Raw genomic sequence first — 19,278 nt, forward strand, 5'->3', positions numbered from 1 at the left:
AAAGTAGTTATATGAAGAGTATTATATATTTATTGGTTTTAATTACATTGATTTTACTAACACCATACAGGTTAGAAACTTTCAATGCTGCCTATAATTTCAATATTTCTGTAGTATACTTAGTCACACTGTTGTATTTTTTTTATCAACAATCAAGATATAACAAAAATTGGTTGCGTTTTGATGTGATTTTTTTAATAGGCTATACTATTGTTCATTTTCAAATACCATTTTTGGCATCTATCGGTATTGAGCCTGAAAGACCAAGCTTTATTTGGATTAATAAAGATGTTGTGAACTTTGCTACTTGGATGAGTGCAGTCACAATTGTATTATGGATGTGGGGATTTAGTTTATATGGTTATAGAAAAAGAACAAAACAAAGAGCTTTTAATTCACAGAATTCTATAATTAACTATTGTAAGTATGATATTATTTTATTTTTATCCTTTATAGTTTTTTTAAGTTTAGTCGGTACTTCCATATTTCAGGGAGTTTATGATGGTGGTGGAAGTTGGGGAAATGGAGCAAATCATGCTTTTTTATTACTTAGGGTATTGCTTTATCTTAGGATTATTTATTTTTTTAGAAGTTTTAAGAGGAATACTTCTTTAAAACGTATAGTAAAGAAATTACTAATATATAAGCTTTTCTTAATCACACTTTCTATTTATACTTTACTTTTTTTATTGTCTGGTGATAGAGGGCCAGTCCTCTATGTTTCTTTAGTTGCAGGAGGTGCTTATGCATTATATATAAGACCTGTTCCTTTAAGAAAATTAATTTTGATTGTTTTTTTAGGTGCATTTCTGTTTACTGTTATCCGCTTAGGAAGAGGCAGAGATAGTACTGAATTTAATGAAAGTAATATTTTTGAAAGAGGTTATGCTAATTATACTGAAAGTGAACAAGGTGTTAACGTCACTGACGAATTAGCTTCTTCTGTTAGAATTCAATACAGGGCCCTAGACGTTATTCCAAATAAACATCCTTATTTGTATGGAATAACTTTTTTCACAGTTGGTATAGGTACAGCTCCTTTTCTAGGGTCAACTATAATGGAAGTTTTCGACATACCTAAGCAATACGCTGGTTCTGCCATGTTTTTTACAGTATTAGGTCAAGGACCTAATCCAAGTTATGGTGAAGGCTCTGAAATACTTGCTGATATATATATAAACTTTGGCTTATATGGAACTTTTATAATTATGTTTATTTTTGGAATTTACACCAATATTGTAAATCAAAGGGCTCAAAATTTTGATTTTACCTATGTGTTAATTTTCTTAATTTTATTGACATCAGCTATAACTATGAATAGAGCAATGTTACTTTCTCCATTAAAAGATATAGTTTACGTACTTTTTTTTAACTGGATTTTTACTAGAGTGATTAAATGAATAAATCAAGAATTATTTTTTTTGTTACAGGTTTAGATAGTGGAGGTATAGAAAACTATTTGTTACGTTTTTTAATATTTGCCAAGAATAATATTAAAGCTACTATTTATACAAAGTCTGGTCTTTTAGGTGATCTTGAACAAGAATATTTAAACGCTGGGGCTGAGCTCAAGCCTTTCAAGCTGGGCTTGTATTCAGTTAAAGACCATCTTAAATTATATATGGAACTGAAAAAAGGAAAATTTGATGCTCTAGTTGACTTTACAGGAAATTTTGCTGCTCTACCACTTCTTCTGGCTAAAACGGTAGGTATACCCAACAGAGTTGTATTCTATAGAGGATCAACCAATCATTTTAAAGAAGACTATCTAAGAGTAACCTACAATAATATTTTGAATAAAATAATCCCTCTTGTTTCAACCTCCATACTTTCGAATTCTAAAGCTGCTCTTGATTTCTTTTTTAAAGGAATATGGGAAAATGATGACCGCTTTAAAGTCATTTATAATGGCATAGATGCCAATGCCTTTTTATCTACTAAAGATAATCTGCGTAAAGAATTAGATATACCCTCAGGTGCATTTGTAGTAGGCCATGTTGGACGGTATAATGAAGCTAAAAACCATCTAACCATGATTCAAGTAGCCATCGAATTATGTAAAAAATACGCTGATGTTTATTTTGTTTTTTGCGGTAGTAAAGTTGTAGAAAGTTTAGAAAAAAAAGTTAATCAAGAAGGATTGAGCTTGCAAATAAAACTGCTTGGATATAGAAAAGATATAATAAAGGTTCTAAATACTATGGATTGCTTTTATTTCCCCTCCTTAACAGAGGGACAACCCAATGCACTTATTGAAGCAATGCTCGTTGGATTACCATTTGTAGCATCTAATATAAACCCCATTAAAGAAACTGTACCGAAAATTTTTCATTCACAGCTTTTAAATCCGGGTGACAAAAACATGGCTATTGAAAAAATTATCAAAATTAAAAATAATAAATTATTTGCTGAAGAATTAAATTTATCGAAATGGTCAAAATCAAATTTTGATTCAGAAAAATTATTTAATGAATTTAATAAAGTTCTAATGAAATGAATACTGGTAGAGAAAAGTTTAAAAAAAATAGAACTTTGATAAATTGGTTTGTCAAAATATTTAAATTATTACCAAAATCTATTCGATTATTTATATGGGATTTTACAAGCAGTTATTCTCAACTTCCTTTTATAGGTTTGAGGTACATATTAATTAAATCAATGCTTAAATCTTGTGGAGATAATGTTAAAATTGGGACTAATGTGCAAATTCTAGGTTGGAATAATCTACAATTAGGTAATAATATAAGTATTCATTCTAATTGTTATATTGATGCGTATGGAGGTATATATATAGGAGATAACGTATCAATAGCTCACAATACCTCAATTTTATCAACTAATCATGATTATAAAGATAATAAATTACCCATAAAATATAATCCTACTTTAGAAAGCCCAGTTATCATATCTCAAGATGTTTGGATCGGTTGTGGTTGTAGAATATTAGCTGGTGTTAAAATAAATGAACGTTCTATAATAGCGGCAGGAGCAGTTGTAAATAAAGAAGTTAAAATGAAAACAATTGTGGGAGGTGTACCGGCAAAATTAATAAAACAAATATGAAATTATTATTTGTTCACGATCATCCTTTTTATGATCGCAACCAAAAAGTATATAGTGGAGGTGGACTTCCTAGTGACACTTGGCCTAAATATTTAAAAAACTTTACAACATTAACGGTATTTGGCCGCAAGAGCTTTGAATTGAAAGATCAAAAAGTTTTATCTTCGCACGAGCATACTTCGTTTTATTTAACTGAAAACTATTCGTCTTTAACCTCGTTAGTTTTAAATTATCAAAATTTAGAAAAGGAGCTTCTGATTGTAATTGATAATGTTGATGTGGTTTTAATAAGACTGCCAAGTGTTTTAGGAATTATTGCTGCAAGAATTGCTAACAATCAAAAAAAGAAAATATGGATTGAAGTAGTGGGAAATGCAAGAGAAGCATTCTCAACTCATGGGTCTATTTTCGGAAAAATATTTGCACCAATTTTTGATATTTTAAACAAAAAAGCAGTAAAAGAAGCAAATTTTGTGAGTTATGTAACTCAATCGAAACTTCAATTGGATTATCCTTCCAATACTAATGCCATTACCGCCTCCATTTCAAATGTTATTATCAATAATATTATTCCATATACAGAAATTGAAGCTGAGCGATTCACCTCTAAAAATCTTAAAATATGCCTAATTGGCGGCTTCGATGCAAAATATAAAGGGCAGGAATTTTTATTGAGAGCAGTAAAACTTTTGCCTCCCAGTCAACAATTAAATATAGAATTATACTTGATCGGAAAGGGAGATTTTAAGTGGGTAGTAGATCTAGCCAAAAAATTAAATATTCATACTAATATTAAATTTATTGGCTCATTGGAATCTGGAAAACCCATCTTAAATATATTAAAAGAAATGTCCCTATATATCCAGCCATCACTTACTGAAGGGATGCCGAGAGCATTACTAGAAGCTATGAGTATGGGATGTCCTGTTATGGGTAGCAGAGTTGGAGGAATACCAGATGTGGTTTCTGAAGACCTTTTACATAAAAAAGGAGATATTAAAAATATTGCAAATCAAATTGAGATGTTAATTTCAAATAGACAAAGATTATTGGATGAATCTTTACGTAGTTTAAAAATCATAAAGCCTTATCTTAAAACAAATTTAGATATTAAAAGAGAGGAGTTTTATACAAGCATGAATAAAGCACTAAAAAATGGCTAAACCAAAACTTGTTCGCATCACCACAATCCCCTTTTCTTTAGAAAAATTACTAAAAGGACAACTGGATTATATGCAGAAACATTTTAATGTTACCGCAGTTTCTTCGGAGAAGGAAAACTTAGAGACGTTTGGCAAAGAAGAGGGAGTGGCAACTTACCATATTGAAATGACACGGCAGATTACTCCATGGGCGGATCTTAAAGCTGTTTACCAGCTTTATAAATTTATAAACAAAGAAAAACCTACCATTGTTCACACTCATACCCCTAAAGCGGGAATTGTCGGGATGATGGCAGCGTGGTTGGCCAGGGTTCCACATAGATTGCACACAGTAGGTGGTCTGCCTCTTATGGAAGCCACAGGCAACAAAAGAAAATTGTTGGACTTTGTGGAAAAAAACACCTATAATTTCGCAACCAAAATATACCCAAACTCTAAAGGACTTTTTGAATTTATAGTCGCTGAGAGTCTTGCAAAACCAGAAAAGCTTAAAATAATAGGTCAAGGCAGTACTAATGGTATTAATACCCATTTATTTGATCCAACGCATTTTACGGATGTAAGAGATACCCTTCGTAAAGAACTAAATATTCCACAAGAAAGTTTTGTATTTGTGTTTGTAGGCCGGATAGTAGGAGATAAAGGAATTAATGAATTAGTGGAGGCTTTTAGTAATATTCAAAGGAATTCGCAAGGATCAAAAGACAAAGATCCAAAACTTTTATTGGTTGGATTTTTAGAAACAGAACTAGATCCTTTAAAGCCTGAAACACTGTATGCTATTGAAAACAATCCCGATATAATTTCTGTGGGTTATCAAAAAGATGTTCGCCCCTACTTTGCTGCTGCGGATGCTTTAGCTTTTCCTAGCTATAGAGAAGGTTTTCCTAATGTTGTTATGCAAGCTGGAGCAATGGGACTTCCTGCAATTGTTTCTAACATTAATGGTTGTAATGAAATAATAGAAGAAGGAAAAAATGGCTTAATAATAAAGGTTAAGGATTCCACCACTTTAGAGCAAGCTTTGACAGAGCTCTTGACAAACTCTAGCCTTTACCAAAAATTAAAATCTAATGCTAGGGAGATGATCACTTCCCGTTTTTCACAGGAGGAGGTATGGAAAGCCCTATTGGAAGAATATAATCTTTTACTAAAAAGGTGAAAATTCAAAAAAACATCAGTTTTATTGGCTATTCTGGTCATGCTTATGTTTGCATAGAAACTGCGCAGCTTTTAGGGTATACGGTAACTGGCTATCATGACTTTCAAGAGCTTGAACAGAATCCATATAACTTACGCTTTTTAGGTCCCGAAGAACAATTTGAGCAACACGATGGATTTCTATTTGGAAGCATTGGAAATAACAACATCAGGGAAAAAGTTTTTAGAACTATTTCAGCTATAAAAAGGGATATGTTTGTTTCCCTCCTACATCCATCTGCGACTCTATCCAAAACAGCTACTATAGATACTAATGTTCTTATTTCAGCTGGAGCCATTGTCAATGCGCTTAGCAATATTGGAATAGGAGCAATAATAAATACGGGCGCTATAGTGGAACACGAGTGTACTATTAAAGCTTTTGCCCATATTGCACCTGGAGCAACTTTAGCAGGAAACGTAACCGTTGGAAAAAGAAGTTTTATAGGGGCAGGTGCAGTTGTTAAACAAGGAGTAACTATTGGCAATGATGTTATAGTTGGTGCTGGAGCTGTAATTATTAAAGATATTCCTGATAATCTTACTGTGGTGGGTAACCCTGCAAAGAGATTAATAAAATAGGATATTCAAGAATTCAAAGATTCAATAAAAATCTTCGATTTTTATTGAATCAAATATTGCACCACTAATAATTGAAACTAAAACACGATTCGAGATATAAACTAATCATTGAATTCTTGAATTAGTAAAAAATTTTGAATAAATAAACAACGAATAATGATACCCTTATCAATCCCAAAACTAGAAGGCAACGAATGGAAATACGTTAAAGATTGCCTAGATACCGGTTGGATTTCCTCTGCCGGTAGTTATGTTACTCAGTTTGAAGAAATGGTGGCCCAATATGCTGGTGCCAAGTACGGCGTAGCCTGTATGAATGGTACCGTAGGTTTACATATTTCCCAAATCTTATTAGGGGTCACTGCAGACGATCACGTTATTACGCCCAATATTACTTTTATTGCAACTTTAAATGCCATAAAATATACAGGGGCTACCCCTATTCTTATAGATGTGGATCCAAACAATTGGCAAATGGATTTGAACCTATTGGAGGAATACCTGCAAGAGCATACCAAAATAAGAGAAACAGAGTCAGGACTCTTCAGCTTTGATAATCGTACCAACAAGCGTGTCCGTGCTATTATGCCTGTACACGTCTTGGGTAATATGGGTGATATGGACCGGTTAATGGCAATAGCCAATACCTATCATTTAGAAGTTATTGAAGATACTACTGAAGCTTTAGGATCTACCTTTAATAATAAACACGCTGGCACGTTTGGAAAATTAGGAGTCTTTAGTTTTAATGGGAATAAAATTATTTCTACTGGTGGGGGTGGTGTTATCGTTACCGATGATGAAGAATTGGCTAAAAAGGCAAAGCATTTAACCACTCAAGCCAAGGTTAGTGCTATGGATTATATTCACGATGAAATAGGCTATAATTATCGACTCGTCAACGTTTTGGCTGCTATCGGTGTTGCACAAATGGAGCAATTCCCTGCCATTTTAGAAAATAAACAAACCATGGATGCCTTTTACCGTAAGGAGTTAAATGGAGTTGGAGATATTAAATTTCAAGAAATTCCTGAAGGAACAAGTCCTAATGGCTGGCTATTTACTTTTAGCACCTCACGTATGCGAGAGCTATTAGATTACTTAAATGCTAATGGCGTGCAATCGCGTCCATTTTGGATGCCTATGAACCAATTGGACATGTTTAAAGATGAATTTTATTTTCATAAAACTGATGTTTCTGCCTCTGTTTATGATAGCAGTATAAGCATACCCAGTTCAGCGGGCATAACACAGGAGCAAATGGAGACAGTAGTTTCGGTTATCAAGAAGTTCTATGCTAGCTAAATCAAATAAAAAAAACTCACACTTCTAACTAATAATTTAAAATATTTTCTTTTTTACTCACGGATTTTATTTCCTTATTAGTGGTGTTCGTGAATCTACGATTTGCATTGCCCAAAAAAGAAACAAAAAAGTCTAGGCTTACGAAACTTTATCTAAATTTTCATTCAGCACCTAAATTTTAGGAACTCGCGTGAAAAATTATTTACATGGTGTTTATTTGAGATCGCTCAAACAGCCTAAAATTTTACGGCTTTCTCATTTTAAATTTCACGATAAATTTTCGATAGGCCGGCATTTAACATTTAAAAACTATTATAAATGAATTTAATAGACATTCCTAATTTTATAAATACCCACATCACTAAAAGATCAGAGAGTCTTTTCCAAAGTGATATTGAAAATAATAAAGAACTGCTAAGTCAAAAAATAGCGAGAAAATCGGTATTGGTTATTGGTGGCGCTGGAACTATTGGCTCTTCTTATATTAAAGCCATTTTAAAGTTTAAGCCCGGAAAGCTTTATGTAGTGGATACCAATGAAAACGGGCTTACAGAACTAACACGTCAGTTAAGATCGGACGCCAATATGTTTGTTCCCGACGATTTTAGGACCTACCCTATGAATTTTGGAGACCCAGTATTTAAGAAAATGTTTTTGGCGGAAGGTCCGTTTCATATTGTTGCCAATTTTGCCGCCCATAAACATGTACGAAGTGAGAAAGACAAATATTCTATTGAAGCCATGATAGACAATAACGTTTTCAAGGCCAAGGAGTTTTTGGATTTGTTGGTAGACCATAAACCTGAACATTTTTTCTGTGTTTCAACTGACAAGGCTGCGAATCCAGTAAACGTTATGGGCGCCAGTAAAAAACTAATGGAAGAAGTCATTATGGCCTACAGTAAGGACCTACAGATTACAACCGCTCGTTTTGCCAATGTGGCGTTCTCAAATGGTTCTCTGTTGGCCGGGTATATAGAACGATTGTTTCAGAACCAACCTATCTCCTGCCCTTCCGATGTACAACGCTTTTTTGTATCGCCTGAAGAAAGTGGGCAGATTTGTATGTTAGCCTGTATGCTAGGGAATTCTGGGGAAATCTTTTTCCCCAAATTGGCAGCTGAAGAAATGGCTTATTTTAAAGATATTACGATCGATTTTTTCAAAGCATCTAATCGGCCTATTGTAGAGTGCAAATCTGAGGAGGAAGCCAAACAAAAAGCCTTATCCCTGAAAGAAAATGATCCATATCCAGTTTATTTCTTTGATACCGACACCTCTGGCGAGAAATTATACGAAGAATTCTTTACGGATAAAGATGTGGTAGATCAGGAAACCTATTCAAGCTTAGGCGTTATTAAAAATGCCCGAAGGCTACCCCAAACAGAAATCGATAAAATTATTTTGGAGTTGAAAGATCTGATGGATTCTGGAAATCATGATAAATCGGCAATTGTAGGAATGTTGCAACAACACATCCCTGACTTTGCTCATATTGAGACGGGTAAAAGTTTAGATCAGAAAATGTAGATATAGGATTTAGTGGTTCAATAAAACTAATTAATTAAAACATGTACAAAGTATTCAAAAGGTTGTGTGATATTCTAGCATCTGGAATTGCACTCCTCATCTTAGCACCCTTATTAATTCCCATTATGATTGGTCTTAAGCTTACTGGCGAGGGATATATTTGGTATAAGCAGGAACGCGTGGGGTATAAAAATAAACGGTTTTTAATTTGGAAGTTCGCTACTATGCTTAAAGACAGCCCAAATATGGCTGGCGGCATTATGACGACCAAAAAAGACCCAAGAATTACTCCAATGGGCGGATTTTTAAGGAAAAGTAAAATTAATGAACTGCCACAATTAATCAATATTTTTAAAGGAGATATGAGTGTGGTAGGACCACGACCAGTAATGCCAAAAAGTTTTGATGCCTATCCTCCTGAAATTCAAGAAGTAATTTATAATGTAAAACCTGGTCTTACCGGTATAGGTTCTATTATCTTTAGAGATGAAGAATCATTGATTACTACCGTAAAAGAAAAAGGAGAGGACCCTTGGGAATTCTATAAAAACGTTATATATCCCTTTAAAGGAAAGGTAGAACTGTGGTACCAGGCCAATGAATCCTTTTGTACCGATATTAAGATAATTTTCACAACTGCTTGGGTAATACTTAACTCTGATAGCGATGTGGTTTATAAGTGGTTTAAAGGGCTTCCAAAACGGCCGTTTTAAATCCCTATATTTATTGACGGTATAGTTAATATATATACTTTAAAGTTCATAGATAATTTCACTATGTTAAAAATCACCATCGTTGCAGGTGCAAGGCCTAATTTTGTAAAGATCGCGCCTATCCTAAAAGCCATAGAAAAGGCAGCAGACAATGGTGAACTCATCAGTTATCGTTTGGTGCATACTGGACAGCACTATGATAAAAAAATGTCTGGTAGTTTCTTTGAGCAATTAGGTATTCCAGCTCCTCATGCTAACCTAGCATCTGGTGGTGGCACCCAAGCTGAACAGACGGCCAATATAATGGTACGTTTTGAACAGGAATTGTTGGAAAATCCCTGTGTGGTAGTTTTGGTCGTAGGAGATGTGACCTCTACGATGGCCTGTAGTATAACTGCCAAAAAACTGAATATTCAAGTAGTGCACGTGGAAGCAGGGATACGATCATATGACCTCTCCATGCCCGAAGAAATAAACCGTATGGTGACGGATTCCATTACGGATCATTTCTATACCACTACGGAAAGTGCCAATGAAAATCTTATAAAAGCTGGTATAGCAGAGGATCGTATCCATTTGGTAGGCAACACTATGATAGATACCCTTATGGCCAATATGGATAAATTGATTGATCCTCAATTGGATATTGATGGATTAACTCCTGGCAATTATTTTATGCTTACCCTTCACCGACCTGCCAACGTAGATGAAGAGCAAAAGCTAAAAGATATGATGGCTGCCATTATAGAAGGTACAGGCAACCATCCCATTATTTTCCCTGTACATCCCCGTACTGCCAAGACCCTACAACAGTTAGTGATTGTAGATCCAAGATTGCATTATATTGAGCCCCTCTCCTATTTGGAGTTCAATTATCTGGTAAAAAATGCCAAAGCAGTAATCACAGATTCGGGGGGCATCACAGAAGAAACAACCATTATGGGTATCCCTTGCCTTACCCTCCGTGACAATACCGAAAGACCAGAAACCCTCACCCTAGGAACAAATGAATTGGTAGGAACAGACCCAGCCAAACTCGCCCCCTACCTTGCTAAAATACTTAATGGAGAATGGAAAAAAGGGGGCACTATTCCGTATTGGGATGGCAAAACTTCAGAACGCATAGTAAAGTCGTTGCTGGAAATTTATAGGGTTTAAGGATTAGATTATTAATTTTTAGTAAAGCAGGATTGCCAGTGGTGAAAAGAAGATTCGAACACACCAAGGTTCTCGATACAAAAGTTCATTCGCTCGTCATTGGGAGTTTACCTGCTGGAGGCAGGCTTGCCTATAGAAGTAAAGAAATTAATCAACGCTAGCTGATTTACCTGCCGATAGGCAGGCATATGATTAGATTATAAAATGTTTGAATCTGGAAACCCGAAGAGACTTAAAACCCCCATTCACCTAAATCTATTGAAAAGAATTGTACCATGCCTACAAAACGCTTAATTTTGCCGATCAAGTAAATTTACATTTTTATATACCAGAACACGAATGAAAAAAAGTATAACACTGTTAGGATTAGTAGTCCTAGTGCTACAATCTTGTGCTACCAAAAAAGAGATTCTATATTTTCAGGATGCGAACACTATGGGACCTCAAAACATAACCTACGAAACTCCAAAGATTCAGCCCAATGACATACTAAATATTACCGTGAGCGCTTTGATCCCAGAGACCGCTTTACCCTATAATAAGCAGCAACCTACTAATACCTCCTCTAATTCCATAGACCTCTTAAAATTACAGGGCTATCTTGTCTCCACAGAAGGAACAATTGTGTTCCCAGTCTTGGGCACCCTTGAGGCAGCGGATAAAACCACCGCTCAATTGGAAAAAAAATTACAACAACTCTTGGAAAAAGGCGGTCACCTTATAGAACCTACCGTTAGTGTTAGACTCCTAAATGCTAAGGTTACCGTTTTAGGAGAAGTGCAACGCCCAGGTACCTATAGTTTTACCGAGCAGCAAATAAGTTTACCACAAGCGCTAGGCTATGCCGGAGATCTAACTATTAATGGAAAACGAAATGATGTGCTGTTAATTCGTGAAGAAAATGGAATACGTACGGTAACCCAGATAGACCTCACCGAAACAGACTGGTTTAATAGTTCTTACTATTATATTAAACCGAATGATTTTATTGTGGTCAATCCAAATGCCCCCAAAGTGAAAAGTGCTGGCTTTGTGGGCAATACTGGTACACTACTATCCGTTGTATCCGTTATTTTATCCTCCATTATATTAATTACAAGATAACCCCATGAAAGAATCACCATATCAAGTTGAAGAGTTTGAAGTGGAAGACTCCTTCCAGTTAAAAGAGCAACTTTTAAAATATTTGGGTTATTGGCCCTGGTTCTTAGGTACTGTTATAGTTGCCTTACTTGCCGCCTTCCTATATTTGAAATATGCTACAGTGACTTATCAATCTGTTGCCAAGATTAAAATTATAGACGAATCAAAGGAGATGAACATCGCTACCGATGCCATGTCCCTCCTTAGTGGAAAATCCCAGATTAATTTGGATAACGAGATTGAGGTTCTAAAGTCCTACCGCTTATTAGAACAGGTGGTAAAGGAATTAAACCTAGATATAAGTTATTTTAACGTTGGTAGTATTAAATCTATTCAAAATTGGAACCCACCATTTAGTGTTAGTAAGAAAGACAGAAAAGATGATTACACTTTTAATAGTCCTTATAATATTCAAATACTACCGAATAAAGTGAGTATTACCGATAAGAATGAGTACTCCGTATCCCTTCCGTTACAATCAACTCCAACTACGGATGATAGCCTTCCTTTTTTTATACAATTTTCGGAAAATGTCGACCTTTCCAAAATAGAAGGAAATACATATAAAGTAGCTTTTGTGACCGTTAAACAAGCTACTATGCAACTTATGAGTACTTTGCAAGCACAGACTACCAATAAAAGTAGTGATATTATTTCTCTTTCTATGAATGGAGAGAGTGTTGCCCGATCTGAAACAATACTAAATACGATAATTGATAAATTTAACCAAGACGGGATTTTAGACCGCCAATTGGTTTCTAAACGGACCTTAGATTTTATAGATAATAGGTTTATTTATCTCACACATGAATTAGATTCCATTGAGGGGGATAAAAAATCCTTTAAGCAACAGAACAATCTTTCCTATATTGAGGCCGATGCCGGAATAACTATTCAAAAGAAATCCGCTACTGAAGAGAAGGCTTTTAAATTAGAAACGCAGGTTGCCCTTTCCAAACTTTTGGCAGAAACCCTTTCTAATGAGGCAGCATATAGTCTGCTTCCTGCCGATATCGGTTTGGAAAATTCGGGGATTAATTCTTTGGTAAGTGATTACAACCAGTTGGTATTAGAGCGCGATAAGATGGTGGCCAGTGCCGGGGAAAACAACCCTACCCTATTGGTAATTAACAGTCAGCTACAACGCACCAAGCAGAACGTATTGCAAACGGTAAGGAGCTACCAGCAACAATTACAGGTTTCTAGGACGCAATTACGACAAGAACAACAACTGGCTGGTTCTTCCTTTTCTAAAATTCCTGAAAAAGAACAGCTGTTACGGGCTATTGAACGCCAACAGAGCATTAAAGAAAATTTATTCTTGTTGCTCTTGCAAAAAAGGGAAGAGGCTGCCATTAGTCTGGCTGTTACCGCCCCCTCGCTTAAGGTAGTAGATTACGCCTTGACTCGCAATACTCCTATTGCTCCCAAAAATACAGTTACCATGGTAGGGGCACTCCTATTAGGATTTTTACTGCCCTTCGGAATCCTGTATTTACGATTTACACTAGATACCAAAATAAATGATCGCTCAGATTTAGAGCGTGCCAATCCGGAGATTCCTGTGTTAGCTGAAATCCCTTTCTTGGAGGAGGACAACAAGACCTTTATTGAAGCCAATGACCGGTCTGTTTTGGCAGAATCGTTTCGGATTTTAAGCACCAATATAAATTATATGCTCCCTAAAAAGGAAAATGGCGAAGGCCAAGCCATCTACGTTACCTCTACCGTTAAGGACGAAGGAAAATCCTTGGTGGCTTTTAACCTTTCCCTAGCGTTTGCTAGCATTGGGAAGAAAGTATTATTGGTAGGGGCAGATTTAAGGAACCCCAATATCCATCAACATTTTAATCGCCCGAAGGAATCACTTGGATTATCGGATTACCTTTACGACCCTGAAATGGATTATACGAAGATCATCTATAAGGGCTATAAAGATATAGGGAGCCACAATGTATGTTTTAGTGGTAGCATTCCTCCTAACGCCCCGCAATTATTGTCTGGGGATGGTTTCGAGAAATTTATGAACATTGTAAAGCAGGAGTACGACTACATTATTGTAGATACCGCGCCTACCATGTTGGTCACCGATACACTATTAATTTCCCAATTTGCAGATCTTACGCTATTTGTAGCCCGTGCCGGTTATACGGATAAACGTTTATTGGAATTCTCTAAAGAATTGAACAAATCCAAGAAACTGAAGAACATGGGGTACCTACTAAACGAGGTAGGTATTAAGCGCCGTAGAGGCTATGGTTATACCTATAACTATGGCTACGGCTACGGCTACCACGAAGAAGTACAGAAGACCGCTTCATGGTATATGCCTTGGAAGAGGTAAATTTTAAAAAAACAAGCCCGTCATTTTTTAGGAAATGACGGGCTTGTTTTTTCAGTAGTAAGTACAAAGTAGTTAGTAGTAAGACTAGTATTCCGTATTGAGATGGGTCCAGTAATCAGTAATCAGTAATCGGTCAACAGTGGTCAGTTTTTACAGTTAACAGTGAGCAATGATGAATTTCTATTGAGGTAAATTCAGTAATCAGTTTTCAGTAATCGGTGGCCAGTATCCAGTTATCGCCAAAAAATGTGTGATTTCTCTCCCCATGGATCGGGACGTTGCGAAAAGCAACTTAGATCCATAATGAGTGTCGTTAGTAAACAGGTAATCATCTGTTCAATTAACAATTAGCAATGTTCGGTTTTTACTTAACTGTAATCGGTCTTATCAGTTAAAATAATCGATAAGCAATGTTCTCATTTTTAAGTAAATGGTGATCAGTAGGCAGTGGGTTAAAATGATATACTGGAACATGCTGCCCCCCAATTTGAAAAAGAAGATAGCTAGATTTGGGAAGCCTACGAAAAAAGGGAAGTCTACAGCTAAATTGAAATAGTAAACAAATCTATACATCATGAAATTTCCAAATAGAAAAAAATTAAACGTTCAATAATTCCGTAACTTAAACAATTTTAAATTTCTAATTTCAGAAGTCGGCTCAACACTAATAATGATTAAAAAATCTCCTCTTTTAATTTTCCTTTTGGGCGCATCGTTGATGCTTCATGCCCAAAGCCATTTTATTACAGAGGTTAGCCTAAAAGGGCTTCAGCCTGAGGGGAAAAATACGTTTTGGACGCATAGTAATACCAATGCATTAATAAGTCCTACTACACGGTTCTTGGGCACCATCAGTTCAGAATATGCCAAGCAGATGGGGAATTATGGCAGACTTACTCTAGGAGGAAGTGCCTTCTATACCGTTAACCACGAACATCCGAATATAGCCGCCTTCAATCAATATTATGGGGAGTACCAGTTCCGGAAGGTATCACTAACCCTAGGCGCTAAACAACGCCCAGAAAAACAAATGGGACTTTCCAGTGTTGGCGGTGATATTATTTGGAGCAACAATGCTAGAGCCATCCCAGGACTAGAACTGACCACCGCTACCCCAATTAAAATTTCCAATGTACTAAGTTTGGACGCTACCTTAGGACACTACCTTCAAAATGATGACCGCTATGTACAAAATGCACGCGTGCATTATAAGCAGGTCACTTTTAATTTTAATACCTCCCAAAATTCGGTACTGTCCGTTGGCATACACAATTATGCCCAGTGGGGAGGTATTAGTACGTCCATCGGAAAACAACCGGACAGTTTTAAGGACTATCTTAGAGTCGTGTTTGGACATTCAGGAACGAGCGAGGCATCTGTAAATGATCAAATAAATGCGCTTGGAAATCATCTAGGCTCGTACCATGTAGAATATAAATACCAGTTTAAAAACAAGGATAAGCTGCATCTTTATTACCAATCCATTTTTGAGGATACTTCCGGAAGAGAATTAGAGAATTTCCCCGATGGCGTTTGGGGCGTCTTTTGGTCTAGCCCTAAAAATAGTTTTATAAAAGGTCTTCTCTATGAATACCAACATACCCTCTCTCAAAGCGGCCTATCTCCTATTCGTGGAGGGGATAACTATTTTAGCAATAGCATATACCGTTCTGGTTGGACGTATTTTGGCGAAGCAATAGGTACCCCCTTCATTACTCCCAATCCAAACGGGATAGGCATAATCAACAACACCTACCGCGCTCACCATGTGGGTGCTACGGGTCGTATGTTCAATTTATACTATAAAGGCAAAGCCAGCTACGTAGAGAATATGGGTCGGCACCGTACCCGTTGGAATCCCACCCACAAAAACCTATACGTCTATGGGGACCTCACCTACTTTACTTCCCCAAGAAGTAGCTTTACCTTTATTCTCAGCGGGGATATATATTCCGCTACAAGAGACCGCCTTACCGTAGGATTTGGTTATAAGTATAGGTTTGTGAAGTTATATCCACAGTTCGAATGAACGATAGTGAAGAGAACTTACACAAGCAGCTCACTCACCTATTCTTACGAGTGTAATTCCTCTACCCACAGGTACGGGGACATTTCGAAAAGCAACTTATATTGAATTGCATAAATCCTCCATTTTCAAATTAACCCATTACCAAATCTCCAAATCAACTCCCCATTGTTACATTAATATTTGTTACATTAAGCAATTGATACATTGTTACCTAAATTCAACGGTACATTAATCTTGATTGAGTCAATTATTAACGTGATTACTCGTCCAAATAACAAAAAAGTTCTATAAATTGCACCGCTTTAAAATTTATATGAAGTCACCCCCTAATCCCTAGTCATGATTAAAAAAATTAGTTTTTTTCTTCTATTATTACCCATTGCAATACAAGCACAAAACCATTTTATTACCGATGTTGGACTACGAGTCCTGCTTTCTGACCAGAAGAATACGTTTTGGTCCCATAGCAACACCAATGGGTTAATTCAGCCTAACACCAATTTCCTAGGTACTGTAAACACCGAATTTTCCAACTATGTTGGGGAGTATGGCCGACTTGCCATAGGTGCAAGTGCTTTCTATGCCGTTAACAAGAGTCAGGATGATACGGCAGCATTGAACGAATACTATGCCTTTTACGAATATCAGAATGTGAAAGTTACCTTGGGCGCGAAAAACCGGGATGAAAAACTTATGGGCCTTTCCAGCGTGGGGGGCGATATGCTGTGGAGTTCTAATGCTAGAGCTATTCCTGGAATTGAATTCGCTACTATTGCTCCTCTAGAATTTTCAGATTATATAAGTTTGGATTTTGCTCTAGGGCATTACCTTCTTAATGATGACCGACACGTAGAAAATGCACGTGTACATTATAAAAAAATCACTCTTAATCTAAATACGTCCGAAAATTCCGTTTTCTCGCTAGGGCTAAGCAACTATGCGCAATGGGGCGGTGTGAGCAAAACTGCAGGTCAGCAACCAGATAGCGCGAACGACTTTCTAAAAATATTGTTTAGCACTACCGAAACGACCAAGGTGACCAGAGGTTATGAGGAAAACCCTATGGGCAACTTTATTGGTTCTTTCCATCTGGATTATAAGTATCAATTTAGAAACCGTGATAAGTTGCACCTATACTATCAATCGATTTATGAAGATACCTCTGGGCGAGAATTTGCTAATTTCCCCGATGGCGTATGGGGCGCCTTTTGGTCCACCTCTGAAGAGGATAGCTTTATAAAGGGCTTCCTCTATGAATACCAACATACCATCTCCCAGAGTGGTCCCTCTCTTAATCGGTATAACGATAATTATTTCAACAATAATATATACCAATCTGGTTGGACGTATTTTGGAGAGGTTATAGGTACTCCCTTTATCACTCCTAACCCAGACGGCATAGGCATTATCAACAATACCTACCGCGCACACCATGTAGGCGTTACAGGGCGACTATTTAACTTAGACTATAAGGGTAAAGCTAGCTACGTAGTGAATAAGGGGCTTATTAGAGCACCTTTTGAGCCCTCTCAGAACAATCTATATGTTTATGGAGATCTCACCTACAACGCCTCCGAAAGAAGCAGCTTTTCATTCAGCCTAGCCGGCGATATAAGAGATGCTGAACGAGACCGACTCACAGTAGGTCTAGGCTTCCGCTACCGTATTGGAAGAAAGCCACGTTATATTTATAGAAGAGATTGATCAGTTAACAGTTCCTTCAATAAACAATAAACAATTAACAATAACTTCAGTCATCAGTGATCAGTTATCGGTAATCAGATTTCAGTTGGCGGCAAAAGTGGTATGATTTCTTTCCCGACGGATCGGGACGTTGCGAAAAGTAGTTCCCTGAGGCAGTTAAACGAATCCTAAAAAGTCGTCCCTTCCGTCTTTTGTCCCGAAAAATAGGAACAAGAGCCACTTTCATGGCTAAGAGAAGAGCTGTACTAAGTCAGTAAACAGTAACTTCAGTGTTCAGTCATCAGTAATCAGTTATCAGTAATCAATTTTCTAGTAGTTAGTGTTGATACCAGTATTGAGACGGGTTCAGTACTCAGTAATCGGTGAACAGTAGTCAGTTTTCTTCAGTGAACAATGACTTCAGTGTTCAGTTGGCGGTAATCAGATTTCAGTTGGCGGCAAAAGTGGTATGATTTCTTTCCCGATGGATCAGGACGTTGCGAAAAGTGCTTCTCTGGGGCATTTAAATAAATCCTAAAGAATCATCCCTTCCGGCTTTTGTCCCGAAAAAAAAGGAACAAGAGCCGCTTTCGTGGCTAAGGGAAGAGCTGTACTAAGTCAGTAAACAGTAACTTCAGTGATCAGTGAATAATAACTTCAGTGTTCAGTCATCAGTCATCAGTCATCCGTAATCAATTTTCTAGTAGTTAGTGTTGATACCAGTATTGAGACGGGTTCAGTACTCAGTAATCGGTGAACAGTAGTCAGTTTTCTTCAGTGAACAATGACTTCAGTGTTCAGTTGGCGGTAATCAGATTTCAGTTGGCGGCAAAAGAGGTGTGTTTTTTATCCCGATGGATCGGGACGTTGCGAAAAGTAGTTCCCTGAAGCAGTTAAACGAATCCTAAAAAGTCGTCCCTTCCGTCTTTTGTCCCGAAAAATAGGAACAAGAGAAGAGCTGAATTAATTCATTACAAAGAAGTTCATCGCTATTTCGTTACATTACTATAGTGATACATTAATTCCGTCAATTCGAATAAACGATAGTGAAGAGAACTCACACATGCAGCTCACTGCCCTATTCTTACTAGGGTGATTGCTCTTATAACGGGTACTAGGACATTTCGAAAAACAACTTATATCGAATTGCATGAATCCCTATTTTTCCAAATTAACGCATTAACAAATCTCCAAATCAATCCAATTGATACATTAATCCCGTCAGTGCGAATAAACGATAGTGAAGAGAACTCACACAAGCAGCTCACTGTCCTACTCTTACGAGGGTGATTGCTCTTATAACGGGTACTAGGACATTTCGAAAAACAACTTATATCGAATTGCATGAATCCCTATTTCCAAATT

The 19,278-nt window shown here is 36.7% G+C and carries 14 protein-coding genes; all 14 read left to right on the forward strand.

Annotated features, from left to right (window positions below; genetic code table 11):
* Positions 1-11: 11 nt before the first annotated feature.
* The 14 genes from G466_RS0119610 to G466_RS0119680 all read left to right on the forward strand — a co-directional run bounded on the left by G466_RS0119610 (position 12) and on the right by G466_RS0119680 (position 17,934).
* A complete protein-coding gene (locus G466_RS0119610) occupies positions 12-1,400 on the forward strand; it encodes an O-antigen polymerase (protein WP_026815134.1) in 1,389 nt (462 codons plus the stop codon).
* Positions 1,397-2,497, forward strand: coding sequence for a glycosyltransferase (locus tag G466_RS0119615; RefSeq protein ID WP_026815135.1), 1,101 nt, complete (start codon positions 1,397-1,399; stop codon positions 2,495-2,497). The genes G466_RS0119610 and G466_RS0119615 overlap by 4 nt, the downstream gene beginning before the upstream one ends.
* Positions 2,494-3,063: an acyltransferase gene (locus G466_RS0119620; RefSeq protein ID WP_026815136.1), complete on the forward strand. Its 570-nt coding sequence runs from the start codon at positions 2,494-2,496 to the stop codon at positions 3,061-3,063. The genes G466_RS0119615 and G466_RS0119620 overlap by 4 nt, the downstream gene beginning before the upstream one ends.
* Positions 3,060-4,226, forward strand: a complete 1,167-nt coding sequence (locus tag G466_RS0119625) for a glycosyltransferase (protein ID WP_026815137.1) — start codon at positions 3,060-3,062, stop codon at positions 4,224-4,226. The genes G466_RS0119620 and G466_RS0119625 overlap by 4 nt, the downstream gene beginning before the upstream one ends.
* Positions 4,219-5,388, forward strand: coding sequence for a glycosyltransferase family 4 protein (locus G466_RS0119630; RefSeq protein ID WP_026815138.1), 1,170 nt, complete (start codon positions 4,219-4,221; stop codon positions 5,386-5,388). The genes G466_RS0119625 and G466_RS0119630 overlap by 8 nt, the downstream gene beginning before the upstream one ends.
* Positions 5,385-6,008, forward strand: a complete 624-nt coding sequence (locus G466_RS0119635; protein ID WP_051315796.1) for an acetyltransferase — start codon at positions 5,385-5,387, stop codon at positions 6,006-6,008. The genes G466_RS0119630 and G466_RS0119635 overlap by 4 nt, the downstream gene beginning before the upstream one ends.
* A 156-nt stretch (positions 6,009-6,164) precedes the next feature.
* The gene (locus G466_RS0119640) at positions 6,165-7,313 is read left to right on the forward strand and encodes a LegC family aminotransferase (RefSeq protein WP_026815140.1); all 1,149 of its coding nucleotides are present in this window, start codon (positions 6,165-6,167) and stop codon (positions 7,311-7,313) included.
* A 318-nt stretch (positions 7,314-7,631) separates the two neighbouring features.
* Positions 7,632-8,843 carry a polysaccharide biosynthesis protein gene (locus tag G466_RS0119645; RefSeq protein ID WP_026815141.1) on the forward strand — a complete coding sequence of 404 codons (1,212 nt, stop codon included), beginning with the start codon at positions 7,632-7,634 and terminating at the stop codon, positions 8,841-8,843.
* A 41-nt stretch (positions 8,844-8,884) separates the two neighbouring features.
* Positions 8,885-9,556 carry a sugar transferase gene (locus G466_RS0119650; RefSeq protein WP_026815142.1) on the forward strand — a complete coding sequence of 224 codons (672 nt, stop codon included), beginning with the start codon at positions 8,885-8,887 and terminating at the stop codon, positions 9,554-9,556.
* Positions 9,557-9,619: 63 nt separating this feature from the next.
* On the forward strand, positions 9,620-10,714 hold the full coding sequence (gene wecB, locus G466_RS0119655; protein WP_026815143.1) for a non-hydrolyzing UDP-N-acetylglucosamine 2-epimerase: 1,095 nt from the start codon (positions 9,620-9,622) through the stop codon (positions 10,712-10,714).
* A 339-nt stretch (positions 10,715-11,053) separates the two neighbouring features.
* Positions 11,054-11,818 carry a polysaccharide biosynthesis/export family protein gene (locus G466_RS0119660; RefSeq protein WP_026815144.1) on the forward strand — a complete coding sequence of 255 codons (765 nt, stop codon included), beginning with the start codon at positions 11,054-11,056 and terminating at the stop codon, positions 11,816-11,818.
* A gap of 4 nt (positions 11,819-11,822) precedes the next feature.
* Positions 11,823-14,201 (forward strand): GumC family protein, encoded by a 2,379-nt coding sequence (locus G466_RS22845; RefSeq protein WP_051315797.1) that lies wholly within the window; start codon positions 11,823-11,825, stop codon positions 14,199-14,201.
* Between the two features lie 670 nt (positions 14,202-14,871).
* Complete coding sequence (locus G466_RS0119675; protein WP_026815145.1) at positions 14,872-16,230, forward strand: capsule assembly Wzi family protein; 1,359 nt, start codon at positions 14,872-14,874, stop codon at positions 16,228-16,230.
* Between the two features lie 339 nt (positions 16,231-16,569).
* Positions 16,570-17,934: a capsule assembly Wzi family protein gene (locus G466_RS0119680; protein WP_026815146.1), complete on the forward strand. Its 1,365-nt coding sequence runs from the start codon at positions 16,570-16,572 to the stop codon at positions 17,932-17,934.
* Positions 17,935-19,278: the final 1,344 nt, after the last annotated feature.

Origin of the sequence: Arenibacter certesii DSM 19833, assembly GCF_000429545.1 — a bacterium.
In the GTDB taxonomy this organism is placed as follows: domain Bacteria; phylum Bacteroidota; class Bacteroidia; order Flavobacteriales; family Flavobacteriaceae; genus Arenibacter; species Arenibacter certesii.